Genomic DNA, 12,982 nt, shown 5'->3' with positions numbered 1-12,982 from the left:
AGCGTCAGTGCGGCGCGCGGGGCGCCTGTGGAGCGTGCGGCTGCGGCAACACTACTGTCATTCCCGCCTGCGCGGGAGCCAGTGGCTAGCCCCGCGCGCGGCGGCTTACGCCTTGCGCCACACCGGCGAGGCTGACACCGCCACCTTGCGCGGCAGGATGCCCTGCGCGGCGAAGGCATCGGCAATGCGCTGCTGCTCGGCCAGCGCGGCTGCGTCGACGGTGCGCACGGCGTAACTGCGCCGCGCGTTCGCGGCCTCGACCGTGGCGGCATCCAGGCCGATCAGCGGCGCGTGCCAGCGCGCGGCTTCGGCGGGGTTGCGCTTGACCCAGTCGCCGGCGTCGCGCAGCGCGTCGAACACAACGTCCAGCACCTCGGCATGCGTGCGCGCGTACGGCGTCGCCGCCAGGTAAAAGCGGCGATAGCTCGACAGCCCTTCGCCGTCGCGCAGCACGCGCGCATTGGACTGGCGCTGCACCGCCGCCAGGAACGGGTCCCAGATCACCCACGCCGCCACGCTGCCGCGCTCGAACGCCGCGCGCGCATCGGCAGGGGTCAGGTAGGCCGGCTCGATATCGCGGATCGACAGTCCCGCGCGCGCCAGCGCTTCGAGCACCAGGTAGTGCGCGCCCGCCCCCTTGGCAAACGCCACGCGCTGCCCCTTGAGCTGGGCCACCTCGCGGATCGGCGAATCGCCGCGCACCACGATCGCCTGCGCCTGCGGCGACGGTGTCTCGGTCGCGTAATACGTCAGCGCCGCGCCCGCGGCCAATGCGAACGGCGGCACCGCGTCGGCGACATCGGCGCTCAGGTCTATGTTGCCAAGGTTCAGCGCTTCCAGCAGCGGCAGGCCCGAGGTGAATTCATACCACTGCACCGCCACGCCCCTGGGCGCCAGCGCTTTTTCCAGCGTTTGCCGCGATTTCAGCAGGATCATCAGCGTGGAAGACTTCTGATAGCCGATGCTCAGCGCCGCCGACCCCTGCCCCCAGCCGACACCAGGCAGCGCAGTGGCTGCGGCCGCGCCCGCGGCAGCGAGCAGCCAGCGGCGACGAGGATCGTGGGTGTGGGTCATGGCGGTGCTCCAGGAGGCAAATCGGAGCGACAGCTTAGTCGCGGAACCCGGCAGAACCAACGAAGATTGTCGCGCTTGCTTATGCGGCGGCGCTATCATCCAGCATCCCCCGCACTTCCGCCCCAAACACCATGGACCTGTCCGCCGGCATTCCCATCCTCCGGATCTTCTCGGTCGACAAGGCCAGGGAGTTCTATCTCGGCTTCCTCGGCTTCACGCTCGACTGGGAGCATCGCTTCGAAGACGGTTTGCCGCTGTACGCGCAGGTCAGGCGCAGCGGCCTGACGCTGCACCTGAGCGAGCATCATGGCGATGCCACGCCGGGATCGACGGTGTTCGTGCCGGTGACGGATATCGATGCGCTGCACCGCGAGCTGTCCGCCAGGGACTATCCCTACGCCAGGCCCGGCGTGGAGGACGTGGGCTGGGGCCGGATGCTGCAGGTGGCCGACCCGTTCGGGAACCGGCTGCGGTTTTGCGAGGTGTCGCAGGACTAGGCCGCGGCTTCCCGTTGTGCCGGGAAGCCGCGGGTGCCGGGCCCGCTCAGTTGACCGGCTGCGGCTGCGGGAAATTCCAGGCGCCGCTCAGCACCTCGGCGCGCGGCCGGTACAGCCGCACGGTGTAGTTCCAGCCATCGACGATCGGCAGGCAGTTGGGTACCTGGCCGTCGCACCCGCCGAACTGGATGGCAATGGCACCATCCCCACCCTTCTTCGCCGTCAGGTTGTTGACCGTGTAGGCATTGGCGGCATTCTTCTGGAAATAGCCGGCGGCGTTGTAGACGCTGACCGACCAGAACGCATCGACGGGGACGTCCTTCACATTGAGGCGATAGACCGTCTTGCCGTCGTTCTTCGCGGGGGTGACGTTGAGGTAGATGGCATCCTTGTCAGGATTGCCGCCCCATGCCGCCGCCGTACCGATCAGGCGGCGTACCGGATCGACCGTCTCCCGGGTGCCGAACGCCCGCTTGAAGTCCGGCATGGTCGAGGCCAGCACCAGCAGCGCATCGCGGATCTTCCTCTGGCTGGCCGCATCCCACGCGGGCGTCTCGAATTTCCCGGGGGACGGCTGGCTTACCTTGATCGCGTCTTGCAGCGCATGGACCTGCCGGATGTCATCCGCGCTGTTCGGATCCACCAGCGTGCGGATCGCCGTGGCCACATAACGCGTACCGACGCCCTCGCGCGTCAGCGTATGCGTGCCCTTGCCGTAGAACACGTTCGGCACGTAGTGGTCTTCGTTGATGACCTGCAAGGCCATGAAGCGCTTGCCCGGGTCCGGCATGGTGATGGTCACCGGGCCGGCATCGAGGTCGAACACGCCGGACGTATAGAGCGTATCGCGGTTCAGGCGGATCACGGTCTGCTGGTCGATCGATGCCGGTTCCCGGCGATGCATCAGCTTGCCGATGCCACCCTGCTTGACCAGCCCGCCCAGGTACATATCGGACTCTGCGCGAATGAAGTTGTCGACGGTAACGGGAACGGGGGTGCCGGGTTGCGGGGTTGCCGCGGGCTGGGCGTGGACGGCGCCGGGCATCGCGAGCGCAATGCCAGTCGCGCAGGCGGCGGTCAGTTTTATCTTCATGCTGAAATCCGTGTGTGTAAAAGGATTAGCGGCGCGGTCTGCCTCCTGCGCAGCCTGCTCAGTTGCGCTTGACCAGCGGCGCCGGGAACCACTCGCCGGACAGGATCGCCTGGTCGGGCCCGTAGAGGCGGAACGTCAGGTGATAGTTCTTCCCCTTGGGCGTGGGCAGCCAGTTGCCGTCAGGCGCGTCTTTCGGCCGGGTTGGCGCGAAGTACAGCGTCAGCGAACCGTCCTTGCCATAGCTCAGCCTGGACTGCTTGTTGATCAGGAACCGGTTCTTCGCATTCGGGATCACGCGGAAGTTCTTGGCATCCACCGCAATCACCGACCAGAAGTACTTGACATGGCGGGCGGGCAGTTCGTCCTTCCGGAAGGTGACGGTGTAGACGTTGCCGCCGTCGAGCTTGGTGCCGGTCCCGTCCGTATCCGTCTTGAAATAGACCACCTCATCCGTGCTGTTGGCCCAGATCCCGCCGAAGTTGATCTGGGTGCGGGTCCGGTAGTCGCTGCCGTACTTGCCGATGGTTGCGGGCCGGTTCCAGCCGTTCCTGACGGTACCCAGGGTGGAGAACGACTGGAAGAACGCCGGCAGCGTCTGCTCGCGGATGATCTTGTCGACCCGCGCGCGTTCGGCGGGGTTGCTGGCGACCGCGGCACTCACCGCGCGCACCACGGCCTGGATCTGCGTCATGCCCGGATTGATGTCCGGCTCCGAGCCCAGCGCAACGGCTGCCGAGTCAAAGGCCTCGACCCCGGGGAGCTTGTCATTGCTGAAGGTGGGCGTGGCGGGCACCGGGGCAATCGTCGGCGTGCCGGTAATGCGCGTCGTGATCTGATGCTGCAAGGCAATGGCCTGCTGCTTGTTTGCGCCGATTTCTACCCGGGCCAGCACGCGGAAAGTCTTGCCCGGCAGGTCGATGCGCCTGGCGTTGGGCGGAAGTGCCGCCGTGGCGCCCTTCATGCACATCGCGAACTCGCCGCTGGGATGGTCAGGATAGTTGCGCTCGTTGATATTGGCTACGGTTTCGCCCCAGCCGTTCAGGAACTGGATGGTGTAGTAGCGCCCCTTGATGGCCGGCACCCTGAACACCGTGCAGGTTCTTTCGTCGACCGCAATCCAGGCCTCGCTGTAGGCGACGTCCAGATTGGGGTTGGCCCACGACACACCGCCGACGTCGCGATGAATGATCCGGTTCCACTGGAAGCCTTCCTTCCTGAAGTCGATCTGCTGCTGGCGCAACACCAGCAGCCGGCCCAGCAGGTAGATGTAGGCATCGCCGATGTCCTGATCCGTCAATGCGCCCGGCGTCGGGCGCGGCGTGGCAGCCGGCGCTGCGGCAGGCGGGTTGCTGCTGCAGCCGGCCAGGCCCGCCAGCATGGTTGCGGCCAGCAGACAGGCAGCGACGGCGCGGTTTGCGATAGGCATGGGGTACCTCGTTCAGTCACGTGATCCGCGGATGGCAGACTGTCGCCGAGAGGTGGGAAAAAGTGAACTAAAAACATTGTTCAAGTGATCTGAAAAAAATCGGTCATGCCGCGAACGTATCCGCGCCACCGCCGGCGGCGTGCTGCGGGTCCAGCCACTGGAACAGCAAGGCATGGAGCTGCGACGGCTCCAGCGGCTTGTGCAGGACCAGGTAGCCTTCGCGCTCGGCCTGCCGGAGCGCCTCGGAATCGAATTCGCCGCTGACCATGGCGCCGCTTGCGTCCGGGCAGCGTTCGAACAGCGCCCTGAGCACGTCGAAGCCGCTCTCGCCGGAGCGCAGGCGCTGGTCGCACAGAATCGCCTGCGGCTGCAGGCCGGCATCGACGAGGGCCAGGGCTTCCTGCCCCGACGCCGCGCACGCCGCCTGCACACCCCAGGCCTCCATCAGGCTGGTCCAGGCCCGGGTCACCAGCGGGTCATCGTCAACGATCAGGCAGACGCCCTGCAGCAGGACATGCGCCACCAGTTCACCTGGCTCGCAGGCCGGCCCGAGCGGCGCCGGGGCCGGCGGTCTGGCTTCGGCCAGGCGCAGCCAGAAGCGGGAGCCGCGTCGCTCCACCGAGTCAAGCCCGTAGGTGGCGCCCATCAGCGTTGCGCAACGCGCCACCACGGCCAGGCCCAGGCCGTGGCCGGCGCTGTCGATGCGCCACGCATGTTCGTTGCGATAGAACGGCGAATAGACCCGCCCCTTCTCTTCCATCGCAATCCCCACGCCGGTGTCCCAGACCTCCAGCAGCCAGTGCGTGCCGCGCCGCCGCGCGGACACCAGCACGCCGCCGCGCTTGGTATAGCGCAGCGCATTGTGCACCAGGTTGACCAGCGACTGGCGCAGCAAAGCGGGATCGGCCAGCACCGCCGCGGCGCCTCCGGGCAGGCGCACGCGCAGGTCCAGGCCCCGGCTGCGCGCCTCTTCCCGGAACAGCGACGCCACTTCTTCCACCAGGGGCGCAAATGCGACCGCGGTATTGCGCGGGCTGGCAATGCCGCCTTCGATCCTGGACAGGTCGAGCAGCGAGTTGAACATCAGGTGCACCGAGCGCACGCTGCGGCGCAGGTCTTCCAGCGGCGGGATCAGCGCCGGGTCGCGGTTGCGCCGTGCGATGGCCTCGATCAGGAAGCCCATGGCATGCACGGGCTGGCGCAGGTCGTGGCTGGCGGTGGTGAGAAACAGGTTCTTCGCGTGCAGCGCTTTCTCGGCTTCCTCCTTGGCCAGGCGGATGCCGTCATCCTCCAGCCGGACCTGCTGCCGGAAGAAGCGGTTGGCAATCAGCGCGTGCCGGTAGATGGCCAGCGCATACAGCAGCGCCAGCGGCAGCACGAATTGCCAGTGATCGGGAAAGCTGCGCGGGATATTGACACTCAGCAAGGTCCAGCAAGCAACGAAGAAGCGCTGGAATACGCCCAGGATCGGGGTCTGGTGCGTGGCGTTGGCCGCCACGATGGCCGCGATGCTGATATACAGCAGCAGATTGAACTCGAACACCGCCAGGCCGCCGGTCAGCACGGCGGCGAGCGACAGGCACAAGCCGTGCACCAGCGCCACGCGCCGGACAAACGGCAGCCAGCGCCGGACCACGGCGTCATCATCGCCCCGTTGCTGCTTGTAGCGCCGGAACCGCCACTGCATCCACACCGCCGCCGCGCCATACGCCAGGGCCCAGGCCAGCAGCGCACCGCCGTCCTGCTTCAGGGCATACAGCCAGATGACGAACGGCAGCCCCACGAACGGAATCGCGGTGACGCTGAACACCAGGCGTCCAAACGTCATGTCGAGCAGCCGCGCATGCGCGCGCGGGCTGATGCCGGCATCCGGCTCCGGGTGCGACAAGCCCAGCAGCTGGGCGAGGGTCTGCCTCATGAATCCAGCCTGCGGCCGTGCAGCAGGGCGAGCGCCTCGATCCGGTTGCGCACGCCGAGCTTGCCGAGGATGGCGGTGACGTGCTCCTTGACGGTTTGCTCCGACACCGACAAGGTCAGTGCAATGCGCTTGTTCGGCAGGCCGCGCAGCATCATGCCCAGCACCTCGGCCTGGCGTGCCGTCAGGCCCAGTTCGCTGGGTTCCAGCGGCAGTTCGCGCCGCGCCGATGGCGGCCGTGCCTGCTGGAACCAGCGCCGCCCCTGGCGCAGCGACGCCACCGCCGTGGCGAACAGTTCCGGGGGTTCGTTCTTCAGGATAAAGCCGTGCGCGCCGGCCTCGCGCGCCTTGATGCAGACGCGCGCATCGTCGTCCGCGCTCATGACCAGCAGCTTGCAGGCGGGCAGGCGCGTGGCGGCTTCACGCAGCAGCCCGACGGCAGTGCCGTCCGGCAGCCAGAAATCCACCACCAGCAGCGCCGGGCATCCCTCCCGCTCGGTCAGCGCGGCGCACGCCTGCGCATCGGCTGCATGCAAGGCCGCGTCAAACCCGCAATGCGCCGCCAGGTAGCCGGCAATGCCGCGCGCCATCAACGGGTGGTCATCGACCACGATGGCATAGTTGCGGCATGCATCGTCGTTGTCGCGCTTGTTGTCGTTGTTATCTACGGCGCCTTGACTTCGTGTCATGAATTCCCACCCCGGTTCGCGCGTATGGTCTTGTGGTCTGGTCTCGTCGCCTGGTCAGGTGGATTGTATTACCTTGACTGCACACGGGCGCGCCGGCGCCGGGGAAGCTCCCGGCGCCAGGCGCTTACAGGCCGAACAGGCTGCGCGTATCGCACAGGAAGCCGGTGCAGCTGGCCGGGGCGAAGTAGAAGTCCCGGATGGTGCCGCTCGGCAACACATAGCTGCCCATCAGGCTCGAGCCCTTCTGCCCTTCGGCGTTGGCCTGGGCCAGGAAGCCCGCGCTGGTCTGCTGCGACGCCAAGTCGTAGAAGCGGAAGGTGCTGGACTGCGACAGGTCCTTCTCGTAGAGGTTGACCTGCGTGCCGCCGCTGACAAACGGCACCTTGAACCGATAGCCCCGCGCACCCTGCGTATTGGTCTGCGCCAGGAGATCGCCGTCGCTGGCCGGATTGGGCAAGACCTCATAGCCATAGCGGGCGCTGCCCTGCAGGTCCTTGCGGAAGATGGCCACGGTGCTGCTCACGCCGAACGGGCCCAGGTACGCCGGGACCGCCAGGTAGTAGCCGTCCGCGCCCAGCGGGTTGGCCTGGTTCTGGACAAAGGTGGACAGGCTGGCATTGGTGTCCACCGGCACGACCTTGTACGTGAAGGTCGACGACGAGCCGTTGTCCTTGCGCATCAGCACATGGGTCTGGCCGCCCACCACGTAGGGCCCGCCCCAGACGAAGCCGCGCGCGCCATGGCTGTTCAGCCAGGCCTCGTACGCGGTGACCCAGGCCTGGACATCGGCGCCGCCCGGTTCCTGCGGCAGTTCATAGGTATAGGTGGTCTGCGCGTCCTTGACGTAGACACCCTTCTGCTCGGAACCCGCAGGGTTACCGAGGAAATAGAAGCCGCTGACGAAACGGAAGCCCCGTGCACCCTGGCCATTCAGCTGGGTCAGGAACTCGGCGCTGCTCCCGGTCACGGGCGTATCCTCGAACATCACCGTCCGCGTGGCGGTGCTGCCGCCGGTTCCACCCGTGCCGCCCGTGCCGCCCGTACCGCCCGTGCCACCGGTGCCGCTGGTGTTGCCGCTATTGCCAGTGCCGCCGGATGCGCCGCCGCCCGCGCCATTGTCGTCGCCGCCTCCGCCGCATGCGGCCAGGGCCACGCAGAGGATTGCGCTCAGGACTTTCAGGCGATGCAGTTTGGTCTTCATGTCTTCCCTTTGAAATCGCGTTCCACAGGGGGACTGATGTTGCATCGGAATGCCTGCGATTGGCACCCTACCGCGGTAGGCGCGCCCCGGGACGTGTAAACTGCTGGATTTTTCAAATCCGGCGCAATGGTACAAGTGCCCCGGCGCACAGGCTTCAGCGGCCCGGCCCTCGTCCGCCTGCTGGCACGCCTGGCCGACGCCGATGCCCCTCCTCCTGCAAGCTCGCTTTCCAGCCAGCTGAGCCAATGGCTTGGCTGGGCGGATGCGATCGCGCTGTCATCGGCGCTGAAGGCCAATGCGCCGGCGATGCCACCCGCGGCAAGTGCCGCCGCCGGCACCGAGGCGCAGGAATGCGCCCGCGTGCGCGCCACGCTGGCCCATGCCATCGTGGAAGACACCTCGCTTGCCAGCCGGCGGCGCGGGCCGTCGCGGCCGTCCGCGCTGCCCGACCCGGTGGACGCGCAGGTCGACTATGCGGTCTATCGGCAGCGCTACCTCACGCTGCAACAGGGCATGGAGAACGCGATCGCCAACCTGCGCGGGCGCCTGCGCCAGGCGTTGTCGGCGCGCGCGCCCGCCATGGCCAAGCTGGCGATGGTCGATGCGGTGATGGAACGCACGCTGGGCGCGCGCGAGCAGACCCTGCTGGGCGCGGTGCCAACGCTGCTGGAGCCGCATTTCCAGCGCCTGCGCCAGGCCGAAGCCGCGGCGCTGGAGAACCAGGCCCAACTCGCAGGACAAACCGGACCGGTCCGCCCCGGCGCATGGCTGGCGGTGTTCCGCAAGGATATGCAGAGCGTTTTGCTCGCCGAACTCGAGATCCGCTGGCAGCCCGTCGAAGGCTTGCTGGCGGCGCTGCAAGACAGCTAACCCGGACATCATGACCCGATACCTCACCCATATTGTTGCGTTCCTCGCGGGCCTGGCGGTCGTCTGCTGGATTGGCGCGGGCTATGCCGGCACCAATTTCCTCGCGCTTGTCGTCACCCTGCTGATCGGCGGCTTCTACGTGGCGGGCGCGCTGGAACTGCTGCGCTATCGCCAGGCCACCGCGACGCTGGCGCAGGCGCTGGCCGGCCTGGCCGAAGCCCCGGCCAGCCTTGGCGGCTGGCTGGAACGCCTGCACCCGAGCCTGCGCGACAGCGTGCGGCTGCGCCTCGAAGGCGAGCGCGTAGGGCTGCCCGGCCCGGCGCTCACGCCGTACCTGGTCGGCCTGCTGGTGCTGCTGGGCATGCTCGGCACGTTCCTGGGCATGGTGGCCACCTTGCGCGGCACCGGCATCGCGCTGGAAGGCGCGACCGACCTGCAGGCGATCCGCGCCTCGCTGGCGGCGCCGGTCAAGGGGCTGGGCTTTGCCTTCGGCACCTCGGTCGCGGGCGTGGCGACGTCGGCCATGCTGGGCCTGCTGTCCGCGCTGTGCCGGCGCGAGCGCATCCAGGCCGCGCAGGCGCTCGACGCCCGCATCGCCACCACGCTGCGCACCTACTCCCGCGGCCACCAGCGCGACCAGGCCTTGCAGCTGCTGCAGCGCCAGGCCGACGTGATGCCGGCACTGGCCGAGCAGATGCAGGCCATGATGCGCGCCATGGCGCAACAGCAAGAGGCGCTGGCCGAACGGCTCGCGGCCAGCCAGGCCGCGTTCCACGCCAATACCGAAACCGTCTATACGCGCCTGGCGTCATCGGTGGAGCAATCGCTGAAGGACAGCATCGCCGACAGCGCCCGCGCCGCCGGTGCCGCGATCCAGCCCGCGGTGGACGCGACCATGGCCGGCCTGGCACGCGAAGCCACGGCCCTGCGCGACACCGTTACGCACGCAGTGCAACAGCACCTGGACGGCGTCTCCAGCCGGTTCGAAAGCGCCACCGCCGGCATTGCCGACACCTGGCACCAGGCGCTGGCCGGCCACCAGCGCACCAGCGAGGCCCTGGCGGCAGACCTGCGCACTTCGCTCGATGGCTTTACCCAGACCTTCGAGCAACGCTCGGCCGGGCTGCTGGACCATGTCGCCAGCCGCCTCGACGCCGTCGCGGCCAGCACCGCCGACGCCTGGCGCGAAGCGCTGTCGCAACAGCAGCAGGCCGGCGAAAAACTGGCCGGCGACAACCAGCAGGCGCTGGCCGCCGCCGCGGCCGCGTTCGGCGAGCATGCCGCGGCGCTGGTGCACACCGTGGACGCCTCGCATGCCAGCCTGCAGACGCAGCTGGCCGCGCACGACGCGCAGCGCCTGTCGGCCTGGGCCGACACGCTCGGCGGCATGACCGCCACGCTGCGCCAGCAGCTGGAACAACTGAACGCGCATACCGTCAGCCGCCACGACGAAATCACCGCCACGCTGGCGCAGCACGTGCGCGAGATCTCGGCACAGACGCAGGCGCATGCCAGCGGCACGCTGGCCGAGATCGACCGCCTGGTGCAGGCCGCAGCGGAAGCCCCGCAGGCCGCGATCGCGCTGCAGGCGGAACTGGCGTCGCGCGATGAACAGCGCTTTGCCGCGTGGACCGATACGCTGGGCAGCATCACGGCAACGCTGCGCCAGGAATGGCAGCAGCTGAACGCGCAGACGGTCAGCCGCCAGGACGAAATCAGCGCCGCGCTGGCGCAGAACGTGCGCGAGATCTCGGCGCAGACACAGGCGCATGCCAGCCGCACGCTCGCGGAAATCGACCGCCTGGTGCAGGCCGCATCGGATGCGCCGAAGGCTGCGGTCGCGCTGCAGGCGGAACTGGCTGAACGCGATGAAGCGCGCTTTGCCGGCTGGACGGAAACCTTGGGCAGCATCGCCGCAACGCTGCGCCAGCAGTGGGAGCAATCCAGCACGCACGCCGCAGCGCGCCAGCAGGAAGTCTGCGATGCGCTGGCGCAGGCCGCGCACGCGATTTCGACCGAGACGCAGGCGCACGCCCGCACCACCCTCGCCGAAATCGACCGCCTGGTCCAGGCCGCCGCCGAGGCACCGAAGGCCGCCACCGCCTTGCAGGCGGAACTGGTGGCGCAGGACGGGCAACGGCTGGCCGCGTGGACCGACACGCTGGGCACCATGGCGGCCGCGCTGCGCCAGGAATGGGAACAGGCCAGCGCGCACGCCACCGCGCGCCAGCAGCAGATCTGCGAAACGCTGGCCGTGACCGCGCGCGACATGGCGGCGCAGGCCCAGACCCAGGCCAGCGGCACCGTCGCCGAAGTCTCGCGCCTGCTGCAGGCCGCGAGCGAAGCGCCGCGCGCCGCCGCCGAGGTCATCGCAGAACTGCGCGAGAAGCTGACCGAGGGCATGGCGCGCGACCACGCCATGCTGGAAGAACGCAGCCGCATGATGGCAACGCTGGGCACGCTGCTCGATGCCGTGAATCACGCCTCCACCGAGCAGCGCACCGCGGTCGATACGCTGGTGGGCACCACCGCCGACCTGCTTGAGCGCATCGGCACCCGCTTCACCGACAAGGTCGAAGCCGAAGCCGGCAAGCTCACCGACATCGCCGCGCAGGTCACCGGCAGCGCGGTCGAGGTGGCCAGCCTGGGCGAAGCCTTTGGCGTGGCGGTGCAGCTGTTCAGCGAATCGAACGGCAAGCTGATCGAGCACCTGCAGCGCATCGAGGCCGCGCTGGACAAGTCGATGACGCGCAGCGACGAGCAACTGGCCTACTACGTGGCGCAGGCGCGCGAGGTGGTCGACCTGAGCATGCTGTCGCAGAAGCAGATCTTGGAAGACCTGCAGCAACGCGCTGCCCGGCAGGCGCCCAGCGCAGAGGCGGCATGAGAGAAGAACTCGACGCCGGCGTCGAGCCCACCGTGCCGGCGTGGGCGGTCTTTGGCGACCTGATGTCGGTGCTGCTGGGCGCGTTCGTGCTGGTGCTGCTGGGCGTGATCGGCGTGCAGATGGAGCTGTCGGCGCGGCTGGAAGCCGAGGTGAAACAGCGCCAGGAAGAAGCGCAGCGCCGCGAGACGCTGGAAAAGGCGCTGGCCGGCCCGCTCGCCGCCGGCCGCGTGACGCTGGTGAACGGGCGCATCGGCATCAGCGGCAGCGTGCTGTTCGCGCTCAATTCCGCCGAGCTGCAGCCCGAAGGCCGCGACCTGCTCAGGAGCCTGGCCCAGCCGCTGTCGGCCTACCTGCGCAGCCGCGACGAGATCCTGATGGTCAGCGGCTTTACCGACGACCAGCAGGTGCGCGAGGGCAACCGGCGCTTTGCCGACAACTGGGAACTGTCGGCGCAGCGCGCGCTGACCGTGACCCGCACGCTGATCGACGCGGGCATCCCGCCGTCATCGGTGTTCTCGGCCGCGTTCGGCTCGCAGCAGCCCGTGACCCCGAACGCCGATGCCGCGGGCCGCGCCAGGAACCGCCGCGTGGAAATCTCGCCGGTGCCGCGCGTGACCACCGGCACGGTGAAGGCGCATGGCTGAGCGCGACGCGTTGGACATGGTTCGCGCGCAACTGGACGCGTGGCAGTCCAGCGGCGCCGACCGCGCCGACCCCCTGCGCTTTCAGCTGCTGCAGGCCATGGCCCGCCGTGCTGCCGCGCACGGCGGTGCGGCACGGCGCCTGCTGGATGCGCGCCTGCAGGGCCTGGTTGCCGCGTATGCAGACCTCGTGCAGCGCCAGGCCGATGGCGTTGGCGAACCCGATGCCGAACCGGAACCGACGCAAACACCGGGCGCCCTCGGCGCACTGGTCCACGACCTCGCCGCCCGCGCCAGGCCGGCAGTCCCGTTGGCTTCGAACGATCCCCGTCCGCTGTCACCGGCACCGGCGCAAGCCGCCGACGCGCCGCTGGTCGACACGCTGGCCGACTACTTCCGCGAGACCTGGGCCAGGGTCAGCGTCGAGCAGCAATTCCGCGAGTCGCTGGAGCGCGTGCCGGAGAACGCCGGGCCGCTCAATACCGACCATCTCGTGCATCGCGCGCTGTCGCTGATGCGCGAGACCTCGCCGGAATACCTGCGGCATTTCCTGTCGTATGTCGAGGGCATGGCGTGGCTGGAACAGTTGAGCGCCGCGGCCGCGGCGCAGAAGGAAGCGGCCCGCGCCGCCGCCAGGAAGGGCGCGCGCGGCAAGGCCCGCAAATAGCTGGCCAGCGAGCCGTCCACCG

11 protein-coding genes are annotated in these 12,982 nt (G+C 68.7%); 5 read left to right on the top strand and 6 right to left on the bottom strand.

The features are described 5' to 3' along the window. Nucleotides 1-105: 105 nt before the first annotated feature. Nucleotides 106-1,074, bottom strand: coding sequence for an aliphatic sulfonate ABC transporter substrate-binding protein (locus tag CBM2594_RS16835; RefSeq protein WP_116357978.1), 969 nt, complete (start codon nt 1,072-1,074; stop codon nt 106-108). A 131-nt stretch (nt 1,075-1,205) separates the two neighbouring features. On the opposite strand from CBM2594_RS16835, the gene CBM2594_RS16830 reads away from it, so the two are divergent. Next, on the top strand, nt 1,206-1,571 hold the full coding sequence (locus tag CBM2594_RS16830; protein ID WP_116357977.1) for a glyoxalase superfamily protein: 366 nt from the start codon (nt 1,206-1,208) through the stop codon (nt 1,569-1,571). A gap of 46 nt (nt 1,572-1,617) precedes the next feature. Here CBM2594_RS16830 and CBM2594_RS16825 read toward each other — a convergent pair whose 3' ends face one another. The 5 genes from CBM2594_RS16825 to CBM2594_RS16805 form a co-directional block, all read right to left on the bottom strand. Further along, a complete protein-coding gene (locus CBM2594_RS16825) occupies nt 1,618-2,664 on the bottom strand; it encodes a DUF1254 domain-containing protein (RefSeq protein WP_116357976.1) in 1,047 nt (348 codons plus the stop codon). A 58-nt stretch (nt 2,665-2,722) separates the two neighbouring features. Next, nucleotides 2,723-4,090 (bottom strand): DUF1214 domain-containing protein, encoded by a 1,368-nt coding sequence (locus tag CBM2594_RS16820; RefSeq protein ID WP_116357975.1) that lies wholly within the window; start codon nt 4,088-4,090, stop codon nt 2,723-2,725. 103 nt (nt 4,091-4,193) lie between these two features. Beyond that, nucleotides 4,194-6,008: a hybrid sensor histidine kinase/response regulator gene (locus CBM2594_RS16815; RefSeq protein WP_116357974.1), complete on the bottom strand. Its 1,815-nt coding sequence runs from the start codon at nt 6,006-6,008 to the stop codon at nt 4,194-4,196. Further along, on the bottom strand, nt 6,005-6,694 hold the full coding sequence (locus CBM2594_RS16810) for a response regulator transcription factor (protein ID WP_116357973.1): 690 nt from the start codon (nt 6,692-6,694) through the stop codon (nt 6,005-6,007). The genes CBM2594_RS16815 and CBM2594_RS16810 overlap by 4 nt, the downstream gene beginning before the upstream one ends. Before the next feature lie 124 nt (nt 6,695-6,818). Further along, nucleotides 6,819-7,895: a hypothetical protein gene (locus tag CBM2594_RS16805; protein ID WP_147310426.1), complete on the bottom strand. Its 1,077-nt coding sequence runs from the start codon at nt 7,893-7,895 to the stop codon at nt 6,819-6,821. Nucleotides 7,896-8,021: 126 nt separating this feature from the next. On the opposite strand from CBM2594_RS16805, the gene CBM2594_RS16800 reads away from it, so the two are divergent. From CBM2594_RS16800 to CBM2594_RS16785, 4 genes are read left to right on the top strand one after another with little or no spacing between them, the layout of a single operon-like run. Further along, nucleotides 8,022-8,765 (top strand): DUF3348 domain-containing protein, encoded by a 744-nt coding sequence (locus CBM2594_RS16800; RefSeq protein WP_116357970.1) that lies wholly within the window; start codon nt 8,022-8,024, stop codon nt 8,763-8,765. Nucleotides 8,766-8,775: 10 nt separating this feature from the next. Next, complete coding sequence (locus CBM2594_RS16795; RefSeq protein ID WP_116357969.1) at nt 8,776-11,652, top strand: DUF802 domain-containing protein; 2,877 nt, start codon at nt 8,776-8,778, stop codon at nt 11,650-11,652. After that, nucleotides 11,649-12,296, top strand: a complete 648-nt coding sequence (locus tag CBM2594_RS16790; protein WP_116357968.1) for an OmpA family protein — start codon at nt 11,649-11,651, stop codon at nt 12,294-12,296. Before CBM2594_RS16795 ends, CBM2594_RS16790 begins: the two co-directional genes overlap by 4 nt. Further along, nucleotides 12,289-12,960: a DUF2894 domain-containing protein gene (locus CBM2594_RS16785; RefSeq protein ID WP_116357967.1), complete on the top strand. Its 672-nt coding sequence runs from the start codon at nt 12,289-12,291 to the stop codon at nt 12,958-12,960. Before CBM2594_RS16790 ends, CBM2594_RS16785 begins: the two co-directional genes overlap by 8 nt. Nucleotides 12,961-12,982 lie beyond the last annotated feature (22 nt).

The sequence above is a fragment of the Cupriavidus taiwanensis genome (assembly GCF_900249755.1).
GTDB lineage: Bacteria > Pseudomonadota > Gammaproteobacteria > Burkholderiales > Burkholderiaceae > Cupriavidus > Cupriavidus taiwanensis_D.
This window is presented reverse-complemented; position numbering and strand designations above follow the sequence as displayed.